The sequence below is a fragment of the Aquiflexum lacus genome, from assembly GCF_015476655.1.
GTDB classification, from domain to species: Bacteria; Bacteroidota; Bacteroidia; order Cytophagales; family Cyclobacteriaceae; genus Aquiflexum; species Aquiflexum lacus.
In genome coordinates, this window is the sequence record NZ_JABFHF010000021.1 from 20,088 (window position 1) to 38,459 (window position 18,372).

The 18,372-nt window shown below is 39.9% G+C and carries 22 protein-coding genes and 1 tRNA gene; 13 read left to right on the top strand and 10 right to left on the bottom strand.

All coding sequences use genetic code 11. The features are described from left to right. The first annotated feature begins 5 nt into the window (after positions 1–5). A complete protein-coding gene (locus HMJ38_RS17355) occupies positions 6–725 on the top strand; it encodes a hypothetical protein (RefSeq protein WP_194975694.1) in 720 nt (239 codons plus the stop codon). Positions 726–728: 3 nt separating this feature from the next. On the opposite strand, the gene HMJ38_RS17360 is transcribed toward HMJ38_RS17355, so the two are convergent. The 5 genes from HMJ38_RS17360 to HMJ38_RS17380 form a co-directional block, all read right to left on the bottom strand. Next, positions 729–1,238: a GNAT family N-acetyltransferase gene (locus tag HMJ38_RS17360; protein WP_194975695.1), complete on the bottom strand. Its 510-nt coding sequence runs from the start codon at positions 1,236–1,238 to the stop codon at positions 729–731. Then, positions 1,235–1,513, bottom strand: coding sequence for a type II toxin-antitoxin system TacA family antitoxin (locus HMJ38_RS17365; protein ID WP_194975696.1), 279 nt, complete (start codon positions 1,511–1,513; stop codon positions 1,235–1,237). Before HMJ38_RS17365 ends, HMJ38_RS17360 begins: the two co-directional genes overlap by 4 nt. 294 nt (positions 1,514–1,807) lie before the next feature. Further along, positions 1,808–1,882, bottom strand: a tRNA-Val gene (locus HMJ38_RS17370). Positions 1,883–2,042: 160 nt separating this feature from the next. After that, positions 2,043–2,660, bottom strand: a complete 618-nt coding sequence (locus HMJ38_RS17375; protein WP_194975697.1) for a class I SAM-dependent methyltransferase — start codon at positions 2,658–2,660, stop codon at positions 2,043–2,045. Continuing rightward, on the bottom strand, positions 2,650–3,558 hold the full coding sequence (locus HMJ38_RS17380; protein WP_194975698.1) for a patatin-like phospholipase family protein: 909 nt from the start codon (positions 3,556–3,558) through the stop codon (positions 2,650–2,652). Before HMJ38_RS17380 ends, HMJ38_RS17375 begins: the two co-directional genes overlap by 11 nt. A gap of 175 nt (positions 3,559–3,733) precedes the next feature. Here HMJ38_RS17380 and HMJ38_RS17385 point away from each other — a divergent pair, with 175 nt between their 5' ends. Further along, complete coding sequence (locus tag HMJ38_RS17385; RefSeq protein WP_084119280.1) at positions 3,734–4,156, top strand: VOC family protein; 423 nt, start codon at positions 3,734–3,736, stop codon at positions 4,154–4,156. Positions 4,157–4,858: 702 nt separating this feature from the next. Here HMJ38_RS17385 and uvrA read toward each other — a convergent pair. After that, complete coding sequence (uvrA, locus tag HMJ38_RS17390; RefSeq protein WP_194975699.1) at positions 4,859–7,675, bottom strand: excinuclease ABC subunit UvrA; 2,817 nt, start codon at positions 7,673–7,675, stop codon at positions 4,859–4,861. A 51-nt stretch (positions 7,676–7,726) separates the two neighbouring features. Beyond that, positions 7,727–8,311 carry a YqaA family protein gene (locus HMJ38_RS17395; RefSeq protein ID WP_194975700.1) on the bottom strand — a complete coding sequence of 195 codons (585 nt, stop codon included), beginning with the start codon at positions 8,309–8,311 and terminating at the stop codon, positions 7,727–7,729. A 163-nt stretch (positions 8,312–8,474) separates the two neighbouring features. Between HMJ38_RS17395 and HMJ38_RS17400 the strand changes: the two genes are divergently transcribed. The 3 genes from HMJ38_RS17400 to HMJ38_RS17410 all read left to right on the top strand — a co-directional run bounded on the left by HMJ38_RS17400 (position 8,475) and on the right by HMJ38_RS17410 (position 9,754). Continuing rightward, positions 8,475–8,987, top strand: coding sequence for an FKBP-type peptidyl-prolyl cis-trans isomerase (locus tag HMJ38_RS17400; RefSeq protein ID WP_194975701.1), 513 nt, complete (start codon positions 8,475–8,477; stop codon positions 8,985–8,987). A 118-nt stretch (positions 8,988–9,105) separates the two neighbouring features. Continuing rightward, complete coding sequence (locus HMJ38_RS17405; protein ID WP_194975702.1) at positions 9,106–9,342, top strand: hypothetical protein; 237 nt, start codon at positions 9,106–9,108, stop codon at positions 9,340–9,342. After that, positions 9,335–9,754 (top strand): type II toxin-antitoxin system VapC family toxin, encoded by a 420-nt coding sequence (locus tag HMJ38_RS17410; RefSeq protein WP_194975703.1) that lies wholly within the window; start codon positions 9,335–9,337, stop codon positions 9,752–9,754. The genes HMJ38_RS17405 and HMJ38_RS17410 overlap by 8 nt, the downstream gene beginning before the upstream one ends. 22 nt (positions 9,755–9,776) lie before the next feature. Here the strand turns inward: HMJ38_RS17410 and HMJ38_RS17415 are convergent, their stop codons facing one another. Next, positions 9,777–10,733 carry a pyridoxal-phosphate dependent enzyme gene (locus tag HMJ38_RS17415; protein WP_194975704.1) on the bottom strand — a complete coding sequence of 319 codons (957 nt, stop codon included), beginning with the start codon at positions 10,731–10,733 and terminating at the stop codon, positions 9,777–9,779. 55 nt (positions 10,734–10,788) lie between these two features. On the opposite strand from HMJ38_RS17415, the gene HMJ38_RS17420 reads away from it, so the two are divergent. Then, positions 10,789–11,481: a peptidoglycan DD-metalloendopeptidase family protein gene (locus HMJ38_RS17420; RefSeq protein ID WP_228780117.1), complete on the top strand. Its 693-nt coding sequence runs from the start codon at positions 10,789–10,791 to the stop codon at positions 11,479–11,481. On the opposite strand, the gene HMJ38_RS17425 is transcribed toward HMJ38_RS17420, so the two are convergent. Continuing rightward, positions 11,456–12,232, bottom strand: coding sequence for a type III pantothenate kinase (locus HMJ38_RS17425; RefSeq protein WP_194975706.1), 777 nt, complete (start codon positions 12,230–12,232; stop codon positions 11,456–11,458). The two genes, HMJ38_RS17420 and HMJ38_RS17425, sit on opposite strands and share 26 nt — an antisense overlap. A gap of 111 nt (positions 12,233–12,343) precedes the next feature. On the opposite strand from HMJ38_RS17425, the gene HMJ38_RS17430 reads away from it, so the two are divergent. From HMJ38_RS17430 to HMJ38_RS17460, 7 genes are all read left to right on the top strand, one after another. Continuing rightward, a complete protein-coding gene (locus HMJ38_RS17430) occupies positions 12,344–12,823 on the top strand; it encodes a GNAT family N-acetyltransferase (protein WP_194975707.1) in 480 nt (159 codons plus the stop codon). Between the two features lie 76 nt (positions 12,824–12,899). Then, positions 12,900–13,370, top strand: coding sequence for an antitoxin Xre/MbcA/ParS toxin-binding domain-containing protein (locus HMJ38_RS17435; protein WP_194975708.1), 471 nt, complete (start codon positions 12,900–12,902; stop codon positions 13,368–13,370). A gap of 11 nt (positions 13,371–13,381) precedes the next feature. After that, entirely contained in the window at positions 13,382–13,840 is a 459-nt protein-coding gene (locus HMJ38_RS17440; protein ID WP_194975709.1) for an RES family NAD+ phosphorylase, read from the top strand. Between the two features lie 9 nt (positions 13,841–13,849). Next, entirely contained in the window at positions 13,850–14,608 is a 759-nt protein-coding gene (locus HMJ38_RS17445; RefSeq protein ID WP_194975710.1) for an SDR family NAD(P)-dependent oxidoreductase, read from the top strand. Continuing rightward, positions 14,598–14,786 carry a hypothetical protein gene (locus HMJ38_RS17450; RefSeq protein ID WP_194975711.1) on the top strand — a complete coding sequence of 63 codons (189 nt, stop codon included), beginning with the start codon at positions 14,598–14,600 and terminating at the stop codon, positions 14,784–14,786. Before HMJ38_RS17445 ends, HMJ38_RS17450 begins: the two co-directional genes overlap by 11 nt. Next, positions 14,776–15,375, top strand: coding sequence for a hypothetical protein (locus HMJ38_RS17455; RefSeq protein ID WP_194975712.1), 600 nt, complete (start codon positions 14,776–14,778; stop codon positions 15,373–15,375). Before HMJ38_RS17450 ends, HMJ38_RS17455 begins: the two co-directional genes overlap by 11 nt. Before the next feature lie 6 nt (positions 15,376–15,381). Further along, complete coding sequence (locus HMJ38_RS17460) at positions 15,382–15,846, top strand: hypothetical protein (protein ID WP_194975713.1); 465 nt, start codon at positions 15,382–15,384, stop codon at positions 15,844–15,846. Between the two features lie 104 nt (positions 15,847–15,950). Here the strand turns inward: HMJ38_RS17460 and HMJ38_RS17465 are convergent, their stop codons facing one another. Next, the gene (locus tag HMJ38_RS17465; protein ID WP_194975714.1) at positions 15,951–18,347 is read right to left on the bottom strand and encodes a TonB-dependent receptor; all 2,397 of its coding nucleotides are present in this window, start codon (positions 18,345–18,347) and stop codon (positions 15,951–15,953) included. Positions 18,348–18,372 lie beyond the last annotated feature (25 nt).

Below are 18,372 nucleotides of genomic sequence, written 5' to 3' on the forward strand. Positions count from 1 at the left end.
TAAATATGAAAGACAATCCTGAGGACATCCAGAATTTCTTAGAAGGAATTCCTGACAAGTTTGACATTCTGGAAGAGGGAGTCGACCTTCAAACACAAAATGAATACCTAGACTACTCCCATTCATTTGACCTTGGTGAACTGACCGAGGCTGAGACCATCAATCTGGGTAACATTCTCTGTGACACCCGGACAGAAATAGATGGAAAGAAAAAAGTATTGACGCTGTTAGCCCATCTGGGGACAATTACTGCCTACCGACAAATTGAGAGATATTACCAGCATCCCGACCGAGAGCTGAGAAAGTGGGCTGTTATGGCAATACAAGAATGCAGAATGCTACTTGAAAGCATGTTGACGGATGAAAACACAGGCTTTATCATCAGTGGACTCGGTGGACTAAAAGACAAACTGAGATTCTATTTCCTCATGCTGCCAGCTTCGGACAAACCTTTTACCACCGCACAAAAGAAAATAATAAAAGAAGAGGTAACCAATGTGGCAAGAGACTTAAACTGCATTGTGGAAGCCGTAGACCCGGAAGACACTTTTGTAGGGCTGACCGTGTTGGTGCCAATGGACGTTGCCGTGGGAACATTCATGGAAACAGGAATAAGAAAGTGCAATGATATGGGTGAGTTTGTGTTTGAACATTACTATGCTACAAACATGGACATTCCAGACTTGAAAGAAATTGAGGATATCATTAAAATCGTGCGGGAATGAAAATTACCCAGCAAAGACCTTTTCAATTTTTGACATGGATAAAAACATTTTACCGGAATCTGGAAGCAAAGTGAATCCATACTTCTCATAAAAGTTTTTGGCTTCTTCATCCAAAGGGTCTACCACAACAGCCATTGAACCAAGAGCGCTTTTTGATATTTCCAGCGCTCTTCTGAGTGCGTCTAATAATAAATATTCTCCATATCCCTTTCCTTTTAATTCTCTATCTAAGGCCAATCTGCCAAGTAAAGTAACCGGAATCCTAGAATAAGATTTTGGAAGTTTTTTAGCATATTCCACTGGTATTTCTTCCTGCTGAATACTATAATTGGATAAGGTATTGTAGGCTTTTACCTCGTTAGCATCATTAACGATCACAAAACATACTGTTAGGTTTCTTTTGGAATCCTGGCCTACTTGGGTTTTAATGTAATTATCCAACAGTGGTTTGCCACAATTAAATGCTGCTTTCTGGTGCTTTTTTTCCAAAAGTACAATTTTCGAATACTTCATTGATTCGATATTTCTTTATAGCGTGATGCAGCTTCTTTTAACTTTTGATTGGGTTCCATATTTGTGAGGATAGCTTCAAAAAAAATCTCCTTATCCCTATCTGAAACCAATATCCTTTCATTTTCCTTTATGATTTCCTGTGCTTCTTTCTTTAAAGTGGCAGATACAAATCCAGCCAATGATGAATATCCTTTTATTTCGGAGGCTTTTTCAAATAGTAATTTATCCTCATTTGATAACCTCATCTCAAAACGGGATTTTTTTACATTTTCCATTTTATTGTTTTTTTTGGAGAAACTTACTGACCCTATATGTAAATGTCCGTAATTATTACGTACAAAAAAAAATTCAACCAACTTTTAAAATTATGATGACGGTATTAATCTCACCATCTCATTTTTTCCTCAGAAATCAAAAGTTTACACGATAGGGGCCCAAAGGTCCATAATATCTCGGGGTGAATTTGTCACCAGTTTTTTTAAGAAGATAATCTTTGAGTTAAAAAATTTAAGATGAATCGTGGGAGTCAAATCTGAAATCTAAAATTTCACATCTAAAATCAAAAAACGTGGGACCTAAGGGATTCGAACCCATGACCTCTGCTCTGTCAAAGCAGCGCTCTAAACCAACTGAGCTAAGATCCCGATAATAAATTTGCAGCACTCTTAAACCATTTGAGGATGCTAAATTCAGGAATGATTTTGGGATTTCAAAGGGTGGAGGAGCCAATCTTCCAATTTTAAAATTTTCCAATCCGCCACGGCGGACAAGTTCTTCCAATCAATCGCCCAACTTCCTTCCCAATCATCCCTTCTCCCAAACAAAAACCCCCATCGCCCTCAGCCCATGAACAAGAACAGACTTGGGTGGTTCGAGATAGGTTAGGTTATATTTTGCAACAATCTTTCTTTCCAATTCGGATGTCAAAAGAAACCTTTCTGTCCCATCCGGAAGCAGGTAAACCCCTTCACCTAAGTCAGGCGACTTTTCCAAAATCCCTCCCTGTGCAGTTGTCATTCTTAGAAAGAAGATTCCTCCAGTTTTCAATACCCGCATCATCTCATCCATCATTTTATAGAAATGCCCCTCACTTTTGGCAAAATGCAGCACTGCCGAACTGATAAGGGCATCAAAGGCACCTTGATGAAAGGGCATATCTTCAATGATGGAAGTTTGAAACCGATAAATATCATAATCCTTTTTAATGGTCTGTGCATAGATTCTTGCCATCTGTATGGCTATTGGATTGCTGTCCACACCGAATATTTGATAGCCCTCATTCAAAAAATAAATTATATTCCGGCCTTCCCCACAACCGGCATCCAGAATTTTCATTGATTTGTTGAACCTCCCTTTCAGGACCTGATCCAAAAGGTAGATGTCCACATTCCCTAGAAGTTGATTCAGTTCTTTAATGTTCATTTTCAAATCGCTCTAGGGCCTTTAGGGTTTTTTGTTTCCCAATTTCAATCATTTCCGATGCCCTATGGAATTCAAGGGTCTTGGCTTGGATTCTTGAAATTTCTACAATAATATCCACTTGGTGTTTTTCCAATACCAATTCGGAAAATTTATCTTGTAAAATATCAAAGGAATAGTTCATCAAGTCTATAAAACCCATCCCTTTGGGTTTTTCATCTTTTTCAAATGTGGAAAAATAAGCTGAAAATTTCTTTTGGTAATCTATCATCCAATTTGGCATTTTGCTAAATGTGGAGGGCAAGACTATTTTATCTTTCTCCTCCATTAAATCTACAAATGCCTCTTTTGGACCATTAAGGTCTACAGCTAACACTATTTCCCCGCGTTTTTCCTTTGGCAAAAGGCTCAGGGGAATGGGGTTCAAAATGCCTCCATCTATATATTCCTTTCCATGGATTTTTGCAGGAGTGAGTACTGTAGGAATTGAAACTGAGGCCCGAATTGCGGCATATAAGCTTCCTTTTCTGAACACATGTTCTTTTCCGGAAGGAATTTCCACCGCTGTACAGACAAAAGGAATGCTCAAATCTTCAATATGGCAATCTGCAATCAGTTTTTTGAGTTCTCCAAAAACTTTCTCCCCTTTGATAAAACCCCGGCTTGAAATGGTGAAATCCATCAGAGAAAAAACATCAATTCGGTCCAGATTGCATATCCAATCCTTAAACTTAGGAAGGTTACCGGCAGCATACATTCCGCCTATCAAGGCCCCTGCTGAGCAACCTGCAATGGAGATAATTTCATAGCCTGATTCTTCCAATGCCTCGATCACACCTATATGCGCCATTCCCCGGGCACCACCACTCGATAATACCAGTGAAACTGTTTTTTTGGTCATGGTTTGAAATTAATAGTTAGAAGTCCGAAGTATGAAGTCCGAAGTAGCGTGAAATCTGGTGTTTGAGAAATAGTCAGTTGGTTTTAGCATTTAATAGTATCATGACGGATAATTATGAAAATAATTATTAAAACCCGATCTTTCCAATTCAACCGCAATACGAAATTAATCAATTATGAGTCAATTCAAGCCTTTTCATCTTGCATTTCCCATCAGGGACATTGAGGAAACCCGAAAGTTCTACGGAGACCTGTTAGGTTGTGATATCGGTAGAAGTACTGAAAAATGGATAGATTTCAATTTTTTTGGGCATCAGTTGTCCGCACATGTCAAACCTGAAGAATTGAATTTGGCCAAGGCAAATGAAGTAGACGGCAAAAATGTTCCTGTGAGGCATTTTGGAGCGATCTTACCTTGGGAAGAATGGCATGCCTTGGCAGATAAGCTGAAAGACCATGGAATGGAATTTGTCATCGAACCTTACATCAGGTTCAAAGGTGAAGTAGGGGAGCAGGCAACCATGTTTTTTCTCGATCCTTCGGGCAATGCACTCGAATTCAAATCCTTTCAGGATCAGGGGCAGATTTTTGCGAAGTGAGGGCTTGTTTAGTCACAGCAACAGTCAAAAATGGATAAAGTTAAAATGTGCTTTTGAATGCTTTTGATGGACAATAGGGCTCAAGGCTTCTCTTTGTCATATCGAACGTAGATAGATATCTGTTCTGGCATGGAGGGTTTTTAGACCTCTCTTCCCGTCGAGGTGACAAGGATAAGTTTTGTTAGTAATTGATTGCTTTGATGGATAATAGTGTCCCTAGGCTTTTCCTTGTCATATCGAACGTAGAGAGATATCTGTTCTGGCATGGAGGGTTTTTAGACCTCTCTTCCCGGCGAGGTGACAAGGGTAAGTTTTGTTTGTAATTGATTGCTTTTGATGGATAATAGTGTCCCTAGGCTTTTCTTTGTCATATCGAACGTAGAGAGATATCTGTGGAGGGTAACCTCTCCTGCCTTGAGGTGACAAAGTAAAGTTAAAATTTGCTCTTATATTTTTTTGAGGGCTATCGGGGGAGAAATCTATTCTGCCTTGGAGGTTTATCAGACCTCTCCTGCCGTCGAGGTGACAAGGACAAGTTCTGTTTGTAATTGATTGCGTTTATTGGATCGATAGTTTTAAAAGCTCCTACTTGAAGAGCTTCTCTCCTAAGAATTAGGAGAGTCTTCAATTCCCGTTAGCTAACGGCATAGGCAATACCTAGGACTCAGGATGACGCATAGCCAAATAGTCAACTCCATTTTTTTACTGAAAAGACTCCCTCAAATACTTCCCGGTAAAATTCCCTTCGGTTTCCATTAGGGCTTCGGGAGTGCCTTCGAAGGTGACATGACCTCCTTTTTCTCCACCCTCAGGGCCTAGGTCAATGACCCAATCGGCTGCTTTGATTACTTCGGTATTGTGCTCGATGATAATGACCGAGTGACCCTGTTCTATCAATGCATTGATGGAATGTAGGAGTTTACGGATATCATGGAAGTGTAGTCCTGTGGTGGGTTCATCAAAAATGAACAGGATATGGTCACCGGATTTGGTTCCACCTTTACCTAGAAATGAAGCCAATTTAACCCGTTGTGCTTCACCTCCTGAGAGGGTATTGGAGGATTGACCCATACCAATGTATCCTAGACCGACTTCCTGCAGGGGCTGAAGTTTGTTGATGATCTGGGTTTTGCCTTTAAAAAAGTCCATGGCTTCATCAATGGTCATGTCTAGGATGTCAGCAATGTCTTTGTCCTTGTATTTGACTTCAAGGATTTCATTTTTGAAGCGTCTCCCTTTGCAGGACTCACAGGTCAAATGGATATCGGCCATAAATTGCATTTCCACAGTTACGGTGCCTTCTCCTTGACAGGCTTCGCACCTGCCTCCATCCACATTGAAACTGAAAAATGCCGGTTTATATCCCCGTTGTTTTGAAAGTGTCTGATCAGAATATAATGTTCTGATGGCATCGTAAGCTTTGACATAGGTTACGGGGTTGGATCGGGAGGATTTTCCGATTGGGTTTTGATCTACAAATTCCACTTGAGTGACTTTTTTGTAATCCCCATCCAATTTGTCAAACTTCCCGGTTTCGTCTATCACAGTACCCAAGGTTTTTCCCAAAGCTGGATATAGCACCTTTTTGACCAAGGTGGATTTACCGGATCCACTTACTCCTGTAACCACCGTCATGGTATGCAGCGGGAATTTAACGGTCAGATTTTTAAGGTTATTTTCACGGGCGCCTTTGACCGAGACCGAGTCTTTCCATTTCCTATTGAAATCCTTCGCCTGAATTTTTTCTTCTCCTTTTAAGTATTGAGCTGTATAACTTTTTCCATGAATCAGTAATTCATGAAGGTCTCCTTGAAAAACCAAATGCCCACCTTTAACACCTGCATCGGGACCTATGTCAATGATCTGATCTGCGGCTTTCATGACTTTTTCCTCGTGCTCGACCACAATCACGGTATTGCCAAGATCACGTAAAGTTTTTAACACCTCAATCAATCGGTCTGTATCTCTCGGATGCAGTCCTATACTCGGTTCATCCAAAATATACATGGAACCCACCAAAGCGGAACCCAATGATGTTGCCAATTTGATTCTTTGGAATTCGCCTCCTGAAAGCGAAGAGGTCAAGCGGTTTAAGGTCAGATAACCCAAACCTACCTTGTCTATATATTCCAATCTGTTCAGGATTTCTTTCAAAAGCCTGTTGGCCACTTTCTTCTCGGAATCTGAAATCTCGATTTCCTGAAAGAAGCTTAAAGCTTTTTCGATAGGAAGTAGTACAATGTCCGTGATGGACCTGCCATTAATTCTTACAAATGAGGCATCTTTCCTCAACCTAGTTCCTCTACAATCCGGGCAAGTCGTCCTTCCTCTGAACCTGGATAGCATGACCCTGTATTGGATTTTATGGGTTTTGGTTTCCAGGTCAGCAAAGAAATCATTCAGTCCTTTGAAATGTTTGTTTCCTGTCCAAATGAGTTCCTTTTGTGCTTCATCCAAATCCTCATAGGCCCGATGGATTGGGAAATCAAAATAGATTCCTTTTTTGACTAAAGGTTCCAGCCATTTGGAAGAACTTTCCCCTCTCCAAGGGGCGATGGCACCTTCATAAACAGACATGCTTTTATCAGGAATCACCAAGTCGGGGTCGATTCCCAAGACAGAACCAAACCCTTCGCAGGTTTTACAGGCACCATAGGGATTGTTGAAACTGAAAAAATTAACCGTTGGCAACTCGAAACTCATTCCATCGAGTTCAAAGCGATCTGTAAAGGTTCTTTTGGTTTTTTCAGGGATCAAAATGGTGCAATCTCCATGACCTTCAAAGAAAGCTGTTTGGACAGAATCAGCTATTCTAAACTGATTGTCTTCGTCTTCCTTTTGAATGGAAACCCTGTCAATCAAAATTTCATATTCACCTTTTGGCAAATCGGGACTTCCTACCAGGTCTTCCAGAAAATAGGCATCTCCATTGACCAAGACTCTGGTAAAGCCCTTTTGGAGCAATAATTCCAATTCCTGTTTCTTTGATCTGCCTTGAGTCAAATGAAGTGGGCATGAAATCATGACTTTATCCCCTTCCTCATAACTGTGGATATAATCGACAACATCTGTTACCGTATGGTGCTTCACTTCATCACCGCTGACAGGGGATATGGTTCTGCCTATCCTACTGAACAGTAGTTTGAGGTAATCATATATTTCAGTAGTAGTCCCAACTGTTGAGCGGGGATTTTTAGTGCTTACCTTTTGTTGGATGGCGATGGCTGGAGAAACACCTTTGATGTATTCTACGTCGGGCTTTTCCATTCTACCCAAAAATTGACGGGCATAACTACTGAGGCTTTCGACATACATCCGCTGTCCTTCTGCAAAAAGTGTATCAAATGCCAATGAAGACTTTCCTGAACCCGAAAGTCCGGTAATCACTACCAGTTTATTCCTGGGGATGGCCACGCTAAGGCTTTTGAGATTATTGACCTTGGCATTTTTGATGATAATATATTCCTTGGGATCAAGGGTATCTACGGAAGGGGACTCGAATTCAGTGCTTACACTCATAACCTGCAAATTTACCCAATCAACAGATGAAATGGTAATTTGTTGGAAAGATTAGGCTTCAATTTTGTATAAAACATAAGCGTAAACAAAAAACCTTACGATTCTGAGTAGGCTGTACCATAGATACTTTTTTTTGTCCATCCCGCCTGCACCGGCAAGTAGAGAGATGGCTGAGAAGGGAAGAGGACTAACACAGGCAACAATAACCAGATGCGTCCCATATTTTTGAAAAAGTATCCTGTACTTTCGAATGATCTTGTTACTGCCATTTAGAATTCTACTTTTATCCTTTGCAAAAGTTCCAATGGTGAAGTTGGTAAAACCCGCGAGGTAAGAAATAATTGAAAGTAGTCCTATACTCACGAAATAGCTTCCTATCAAACCTGTTTTAAGAGACCAAAGCATAAATACTTCAGGAGGAATGATGCCAAAGAGAATCTCTGAAGCAATAAAAATAGACATGACCAACGGCACATTGTCATAAATATCCCCAAACCATTCCATTCGTTCCTGTTCTGAAAAATAGCTTTTGATGAGTAAAAAAATAACTATCAAAATGGCCAGATAAAGAAATCCTTTCAGAATATTCCTGATCAAAAAGCGTGTTTTATCGTCTAAAAATACTTTCTTTTCCATAGAGTAGGTTTTGTAAGTTAAATATAGAAGAAAGTTGGGGCCTATCCATTTAAGGAACTTCGATTCTTAAGATTTTTGGAAATCCCTATAAAATATTGGTGAACAGGAACTCAATGATTCATTTTTCACTTTCTTTGAATACCAATTGTCAACCGAGAAAATCATGAAAATAGAGAAAAATAAAGTAGTCGCGATCAGCTATGAACTGCACGTAGATGATGGAGAAAATGGAAAAGTGTTTTTTGAAAGAGTAAAAAAGGATCAGGCATTCTATTTTCTTTTTGGGACAGGTCATGTACTGCCGGCCTTGGAAGCGGCATTTCAGGGTAAGGAAGCGGGAGATCAGTTTGAGGTGTTTATTGATTTTGAAAATGGCTACGGCGATTATGATGAGAGCAAAAAAGTGATTGTGCCTAAGGCCAATTTTAAAGAAGATGGCAAAAAGGCAAAGGACTTGTTGAAAGTTGGAAAGGTAATCACAATGAAGGATGACCAAAGGAATCAGATGCGAGGGGAAATCCTAAAGGTAGATTACAAGGGAGTTCACATGGATTTCAATTCACCATTGGCCGGATTTGACTTGTATTTTTCTGGTGAAATAGTCTCTGTAAGGGATGCAGAACCTGAAGAAATCGATCATGGGCATGTGCACGGAAAAGGGGGGCATCAGCATTAAAAAGGCAATTGAGATTTGATATTATCTTTAATGGCTGTTCAGTCTTTGTTAAATTTTATTCCATAGGAATGATTTTCCATTGAATTATTGTAAATTTCTAAAGTTCAAAAATTGAATCATGATCTCAGAAACCCAAAGACGTAAAAGACTTGCAAAGAAAATTCAGGAAGTTTCAACAGACAAACTTGTTGAAATAGAAAGGTTTGTTTTATCCTTGGAGGCCAGTCTAGATAAATCTAAAGAAATTTTATCTTTTGCAGGATCGTGGAAAAATATCGATGATGAATTGTTTTTTGATTTAACAGAAAATTTGCCTTTGAGAAGAGAAAAGAATAAAAGAAGATCTGATGAATAAAGCACTTTTTGATACAGACATAATTTCATTTTTTCTTAAAGGGGAAGAGTTGGTCGTAAAGAATGTGAATCTTTACCTTCGCCATTTCGGATACCTTAATATTAGTATCATAACTTATTATGAAATTGTAAGTGGGCTTCTCGCTAAGAAAGCAGTTCAACAACTAAATATTTTTGAAAAATTCATATCGAAAAACCGAATAATATTTCTCACAGAAAGCTCTGCAAATATTGCATCTGAAATTTATGCTTCTTTAAGAGTTTCTGGGAATACTGTTGATGATATAGATCTTCTGATTGCTGGAATAGCAATTGAGAATGAATTGGTTTTAATAACAAATAATGAAAAACACTTCAGCCGTATTCATAATTTAAAGATTGAAAATTGGAGGAAGATTGAGATCCAAGAGTAATGATTAAAAGCTGTTTTTAACCCTAAAAAGGCAATTTCCCCAAATCTACATTTCCCCCCGAAAGTATAATCCCTACTTTTTGACCTTTGAACTTTTCTTTGTTTTTCAAGAGAGCGGCTAGCGGTACGGCACAGCTAGGCTCGATTACGATTTTCATTCTTTCATAAATCAAGCGCATGGCTTCAATGATTTCCTGGTCACTGACAGTCAGAATATCATCTACGTACTGCATGATGATCTCAAAATTGATTTTTCCTACAGAAGTCAATAAGCCATCTGCGATGGTTTTAGGGCCTACCATGGGGATCAGTTTTTTGGCTTTGAAAGAGCGGGAAGCATCATCAGCGCCTTCAGGTTCCCCTGCGATTACTTTGGTATTTGGTGAAATATATTTAGTGGTCAATGCCGTACCTCCCAATAAGCCTCCGCCTCCGACAGGGGCCATGATGGTATCAAAAGCTATCCCTTCTTCCCACATTTCCAATGCACAAGTGGCCTGTCCCTCTATCACATCCAAAAAATCGTAAGGCGGAATAAAAACAGCACCTGTTCTATCAACCACTTCTTGAAGTGTTGTTTCCCTCGCTTCCAGGGTTGGTACACACTCGATGATTTCTCCGCCATAGCCTTTTACAGCCTTCTTCTTGATCTCCGGGGCATTGGATGGCATGACAATGTAGGATTTGATGCCGGCTACTGATGCTGCCCTTGCCAAAGCAGCGGCGTGGTTTCCACTCGAATGAGTGGCTACTCCATTGGCTTTTTGGTCATCCGTCAGTTTCATCACTGCATTGGCAGCACCCCGGGCTTTGAAGGCGCCTACTTTTTGGAAGTTTTCGCACTTGAAATAAATCTGACATCCTGCAATTTTATCAATAGCTTCTGAAGTCAATATGGGTGTTTTATGGATAAAGGGCTGAATGCGTTGCTGTGCCGCTTTGATATCTTCTAGGGTAGGGAAATTCATTTTTTCATTCATGGATTTAAAGATAAGGGAAGGTATGAAAACGGACAAAATATTTAACTTGCAAGCCATGAAAATCAGACCTTCTCTTGAAATACTCCTTGAGGGAGTAGCTATTTTTCCTTTGATGGGAGAACATTTAGATCAGTCCAATACGTTAGACATGGATTTTACTCCTGCCAATCTCGAATTGAAGCATATCAAGCTTTCAGATACCGTGGAATTCAACCAATATGTTTTTGAAAAACTGGCCAACTCCCAAAAGAAATATGGCATTGGTGGATATTTTGAACACCGTGCCATCTATCAACGGAGTGAGGTTTTTGCGACTGATCTCGAGGATTTCAGAAATATTCATTTAGGAGTGGACGTATGGGCGGAGGCGGGAACAGCAGTTTATGCCCCATTGGAAGGAAAAGTATATTCCTTTCAAAATAACCATGGTTTTGGTGATTATGGTCCTACCATCATTTTGGAACACCAACTCAAAGGGGAGACGCTTTACAGTTTGTATGGCCATCTCAAACTTTCCGATTTGGATAAACTGGAAGTTGGAAAGACAATTGCTAAAGGAGAAAAATTTTGTCATTTGGGACCTTTTCCTGAGAATGGAGATTGGCCACCACATATACATTTTCAGTTGATGTGGGATTTATTGGGAAATTGGGGGGATTTTCCTGGTGTCTGTTCCCATAGGGAAATCGAAAAATTCAAAAATATTTGCCCGGACCCGAATCTTATGGTTGGATATTCTTCAAGGTAATCAATCTGATTCCCTCCAAAGTCAGGTTCCTGTCCACGAGTTCGAAAGAATCTTTTAAAGTTGTCAGAATTGAAGACAAACCACCTGTTGCAATCACCCGACATTGATGGCCTACCTCCTGTTGGATGGTTTCCAGCATACCTTTGACTAATCCTGTATAGCCATACAATATCCCGGCCTGAATCGAATGGATGGTGTTTTTGCCCAAAGCTGATTGCGGCATTTTCAATTCGACCTCAGGAAGCTTGGAAGTGTTGGTAAATAGCGATTTGATGGCGGTTTTAAGCCCGGGAACTATATTTACCCCAAGAATTTTTCCGTCATTTCCTATTACTGTAAATGTCAAAGCAGTCCCAAAATCGACAATGATACAACCAGTTTGAAATTTTTCATATGCAGCGGCAACATTACACATCAGGTCAGACCCGATTTCGTTAGGCCTTGCGGTAGAAACTTTGAGTTTGCTATAACTCCTGCCACTGATCAGGTAGCAATCTTTTTCCAGATATTCCTTACAAAATTGTTGAATAACAGAATTGATCTCAGGCACTACAGAGGATATTCCGACATACAGGATTTCATCGGTCTTAATGTCATTTTCCAAAAAGAACAGATGGATATCCTTTTCCAGCTTTAAAACAGAAATCCCTTTTTGGGTATTGATTCTGAATTCATGGATCCACTTCCTCTGATTTTCATCATAAAAGCCGAAAACAATATTGGAATTACCAGCATCAATTGCTAAAAACATATTTTCTCAGTATAGTCAAAGGTTCGGGAAAGAAGGGGTTTTGATCTTTCTTGATTGTGCCAAATATATAAATTGATTTTTTGCTTTTCTGTTTTTTGGTAATTTTCCATTATGTATACAATTAGAAAGGGAAAAATTGAGGACTTGCCAAGAGTATTGGAATTGGTGAGAGAATTGGCTGTTTATGAAAAAGCACCGGAACAAGTCACGAATACCGTTCAAATGATGGAAGAGGATGGCTTTGGTCCAAATTCAGTATTTGGTTTTTTTGTGGCGATTAAGGACAGCACGGAGAAAATCATTGGCATTTCAATTTATTATTATCGATACAGCACCTGGAAAGGTAGGCGACTTTATTTGGAGGATATTGTCGTGACTGAAACAGAAAGGGGCAATGGGGCCGGTAAACTGCTTTTTGACAGGACCATGCTCAAATGTCTTGAAGATGGCTGCACCGGAATGATGTGGCAGGTTTTGGATTGGAATACACCGGCTATCAATTTTTATCAAAAATACGGTGCAGACCTTGATGAGGGATGGATCAATTGTAACTTACAAGCTGACGAAATTAAGGAGATTTTGGGAAAATAATTGCAAATGCAATATTAATATATTGCGAATAAGATAAAATATATATATATTTATGTGGTAATTAATAATCCTCGTTATGGCCGTCAAGTATTCCATCAAAAAACTGAATTCCGAATATCACCCTGCGATTCTTGATATTCAGGAACTTCAATATTTCTTTAAGACCCGGACTGACATAGTTTCAGAGCCTAATCCATATCTGGATGGTACTATGTCGTTTTCTGAGACCAAGGTTTTGTTTGATTTTTTGGGTTACAGTCAGCATGATGTGGCGGAGGTGATGGAGGTGGATCCAAGTACGCTTTTCCGTTGGAAAAAGGAAGACAAATTATTGACCAGATTATTGACCAAGACCATCAAAGATATGGATAAAGTGATTGCCAAAGGTGTCAGAATATTTGGGACAGAGGCACTGTTTTCAGAGTGGCTTTACATCCCTAATCATGCCATGGGTCATAAGAAGCCGGCTGATCTGATGAGAGATCCTTATGGTCTTGAATTGGTTGACCAAGCTTTGGAAGCCCTTTCATGGGGTAATTTCCTTTAACCCCGAACAGTTTGAAAGTCTTCAGGTTGATTGAAAACATTGCAGGGAGATCCTCATTGGGTTTTGGGATGGGTGCAGGAAGGTGGAATCTTTATGGGACTCCAATGATTTACTGTTGTAGTGTTGCCTCCCTTAATTTCTTGGAACTACTTAGCATCAAAGGTCCGGTTGTCAGCAAATCAGCATGGATATTGGTCACATTGGAAGTCATTGATGATATTCCATTTCTGGATTCAGCTGAGCTACCCCAAGAATGGAAAAGAAGACCATATCCAACTTCTACACAACAGATTGGTACCGAATGGGCCAAAGCGATGATTTCCCCGATATTAAAAGTACCTTCTTGTAGAATCCCATTAAACAACTATTCGGAAGAATATAACCTATTGATCAACCCTCTTCATCCGGGATTTCATAAATCTATCAAACTTTTGAAAACAGAAGATGTGAGTTTTGAAGTTAACCATTAGAATTGAAATATGAATATCGACCTAAAAAACCAAAGAATTCTTGTCACCGGTGCATCCACAGGAATCGGCAGGGCCATATCGGAACAGTTGTCCAAGTCGGGGGCTGAAGTGCTGATTCATTTTAACAAAAATCTAGAAGAGGCAAAAAGTCTGCAATTGAGTTTACCGAACCCTTCTCATCTGACGCCATGTGATTTATCCAATCTGGAATTGGTTTCAGGATGGATTCCAGAATTGGTGAATACTTATGGAAAAATTGATGCGGTGGTGAATAATGCAGGCATTGCAATCAGTGTAGCAGATAATGCACCGACTTCTGATTGGTTGGAAGTCTGGAATAAAACCATGGATGTCAACATCAATGCATTGGCCATCATCTCCAAGGAATTTATAGAACATGCCCGCAAAAACAAAAACGGCAGATTGGTCAATATTTCATCCCGGGCAGCATTTAGGGGAGACACACCTGATTATTTGGCTTACGCTGCTTCCAAAGCTGCTGTTGTTAGCTACACGCGATCCATTGCCAGATATTATGGAAAAGAAGGAATCAAGGCTTTTATTATCGCCCCCGGTTTTACAAGGACAGATATGGCACAGGACTTTATGGATCAGTATGGCGAAGAATACGCCTTAAATGACATTGCGCTCAATCAATTGACAGAACCAAAGGATATAGCCCCAATGATCACATTACTTTGTTCAGGATTGGCAGACCATGCCACGGGATGTACCATCGACATCAATGCGGGGTCTTATGTGCATTAATAAATCTTTATCTGCTTCTTTGCCAGTAACCCTATATTCTACTACAGGCAGGACGCCTGCCTGTCCGGTAGGCAGGGAAGACCGAAGTACCTCAAATGTCAGTTTCCAGCCAAGAATTATATTGATTGTCAATTTACTGGCATCATTGCCTACATACATTAATCTTAATGGCAAATAAACAAAATGATACCTTTTCCCCTGAAATGAAAAGAATCCTAAAAATCTTTGGGATAGGGTCATTGGTTTTTGTGTTGATCATGTCATTTTTTAATGAGAGAAGGGCCAATAATTCTGGTAAAGAAGAAAGTCCAATGAGTATCACTGATGCGGACAGGTTGTATTTCAAAAATGTTAGGGCAGCTTACTATGATATTGAGGATCGAAAAGATGCAAAAATGACCATTTACCGACATGGAAAAAGGGCTAATACGGAAGATGTTATTTCAGTCGGATTGTCCATTCTTCTGAACAGAGTCAAAGACGAAGCGTATATATTTGTCGAATCCACTACTGAAGCCTTGCCTATAAAAATCCGATGGTCTAACTTGGAAGAAGAAAGTAGAAACGGGGAATTGGTCTTTGAAGGTGGTGATAAATATTCACACTTTGCATTTGTAGAAGAATTGTATCCTTTATTACTTGAAAACACCATACTTGAGTTATGGCATGAAGGTAAATATGTTCCGATATTGGAAGGAGAAGTCGATAAAGATGCGCTTAGGATTACCATTATTGACTATTATAAATTGATCAACAACCCAAAATAAAACCAAATGGAACTCCCAAGGATAGACAATTTATGGAAGTTTCTCGGCATCAAAAACAACCTTAAAGTCAACACTTTCTTGGAAAATGGCATAAAATACCATTTTGTAGAAGGAAGCCAAGAACTAATCCACCATTTCAATCCAAAATTCCTGCAACAATCCACCTTGTGCATTAGGGAAAGAAAATTTCAAAACCATTTGGTTTCCAATAATTTCACAGCTCAAAAACAGAGGTTTGGAGTGAAAAAAAAGCATTATTCCCCGGCAACTTCTGTGATTTTTTTTCCTACAGCGTTGTTACCGCTTCAATATTCTTTTGACCTTAAAATAGAAAAGGACCAAATGGGTCATTTTCAAGTGCTGATTTCTCCCTTCAACCCCAAAAGTGTTTATGACATTTTGAATTCGGTCAATCTTATACACAGGACGCTTTGGGGCAAAAATTTTTTTGCAGAAGGAATTAGAAATTGATTTTATTATTTTTCCAAAAAAATGACCCTATGACAAATTTTATCATAGGGTCTACTTATGCATCCTTATTAGGGGAATACAGAATAGATTTTTAACTGAAAATTTTAAAACCTCACTTTTACCCCCGCTAAGAAATTGGTCCCTGCTTGTGGATAATAGAAGTTTTCAGTCACAAGTTCTCTTCCTGAGGCCCCTTCACCTGGAAGGAAGTAGCTGAAAGTATATCCATTTGGTTCATACATCTGATTGAAGATATTGTTGACCAAAACGGTGAATTCAAGATTTTTTACAAACCTTGGTCTCAGGGAATAATTTAACCTGATATCGTTGGTAAAGAAGGCATTCAGCTTTCTGTTGTCATTTTGGGTGTTATCCATAAACTGATCCCCCACATATTTATTCAGAAGACTGATTTCAAAATTTTTGAAAGGCCTGTAATCGATAATGGCTGCCGCAATCACATTTGGAGAGAAAGCGATATCAGTATCTGTATGGACGATTACCTCTTGTCTGAATTCAGGCGCTGCATAATCATCAATGTACTCTGTGAATTCTGCAATTTTGTTTCTGCTTAAGGCCAGGTTACCGCCAAAAGTCCATTTATCTGAAACCCGATAGGCACCGTCCAACTCGATCCCAGCCCTGTAAGAATTAGCCACATTTTCACGGATATATGCTCCCACATCATTCAACTGTCCGGTAAGGACCAATTGATCCCTATAATTCATAGAGAAGAAATTGGCATTGTAAGTCAGATTTCCTTTTTGGGTTCTGATACCTGCTTCTATGTTTTGCAAGGTTTCGTGTCTTGGTGTTTCCAAGATGGGGCTGTCTGTGAAATCCCTTCTAACAGGTTCTCTATTGGCCACTGCATAGGACGCATACCATGTTTTTCCTTTTTCTGTTTCATATGAAAAACCAAGCTTGGGATTGAAGAACCTGTATTGATGCTCTCCGCTGACTTCTCTGAGGTCGTTGTTGATCCCGGCAATGGAATAGTCTATCCCCCTGTACTGCATATCTGCAAATAGGAAGAGCCCTCTTGTCGCTTCAAAGGTTCCTTTGGCATAAAGGTTCAAATCGTCCTTGACAGCATTGTTGTCATAATATCGGTCCCTGATTTGGGTTCCACCACTTGTTCCCATCCAGATGATTTCTCCAAAATGGTCACCATCATACCTGTTGGCGCCACCGCCAAATACAGCATCCCATCTACCATCGTCAGAAATGTAGTTCAATGAGAACACAGCACCAAAAAAGTCATTGTCCAGCCATCTTCTTCTGATGATATCTGTTCTTGCGATGGTTTCTTCGCCGATAACAATTGGTTGTAAGGCATAATTCGATAGTCGGTCATTTTCTCTGAACTGTTCAAAATAGCCCCTTCCATAAGTATAATGTAATGCGCCATTGGCCTTCCAGTTTGGATTTATGTTACCGGTGTAGATAAATTGATAGTGGTCTTGAGTATAGTTATCAACCTGATTGTCGTAGGTATAGGGGTTGAAAGTCCTGTTGGTTTGAAGTAGTGCTTCGGGAACTCCCTCCCAAGCCTGATAGGTCTGTTGACTTCCTGAAAAGATATTCAGCTTGAAGTTATGGTTTTCTCCAAAGTACCCTCCGGACAAGAAATAAGATCTCATATCCGAAGAAGCCCGGTCTATAAATCCATCTGATGTGATCTGTGATAATCTTGCATCCACTGACCACCTGTTATTGATCAATCCTGTCCCTACTTTGACCATATGTCTATTGGTATTGAATGATCCAAAAGAGTTGTCAACCTCAGCAAAAGCTTCTTCTTGATGGGTATCCGTTTGAATATTCAAGCTTGCTCCAAAAGTAGCAGCCCCATTTGTAGAAGTACCTACACCACGTTGGATCTGAATGTTGTCTACTGATGAAGCAAAATCAGGTTTGTTGACCCAAAAAACCCCATGTGATTCTGCATCATTGAGTGGTATCCCGTTAACAGTGACGTTGATACGGGTCTGATCAGATCCCCGGATTCTGAGTCCTGTATAGCCAACACCCGCACCTGCATCAGAGAAACTGACCACAGAAGGTGTGAAATTGAGCAATACAGGGATATCCTGTCCCAGATTAAGCTTGGCGATATCTGACCTGTCTATCATCTTGAATGTGGTTGGGGTCCTGTCTGTTGCTCTTGTTGCATAGACGATAAACTCCTCAGTCAAAAGACTGCTAGGATTTAATTCGATCTGAATTCCATCAGTAGATGGCACATTAATTTCGGTAGTGAAACTTTCAAAACCTAGGTATGTAGCCCTCAGTGTGTAAGATCCTGTAGGAATATTTCTGATCTCGAAATTACCGTTTAGATCGGCTGTCGCTCCGCGACCTGTACCGACCAAAACTATATTGGCACCGACCAATTCCTCATCGGTATTTGCGTTTTTGATGCTTCCGCGAATACTGCTTTGGCCATAGGCCATCACTCCAACCAGCCACAAGGCCAGTAATAAAATTGATTTTTTCATGTTGATTGTAAATCTGCCATTTGCT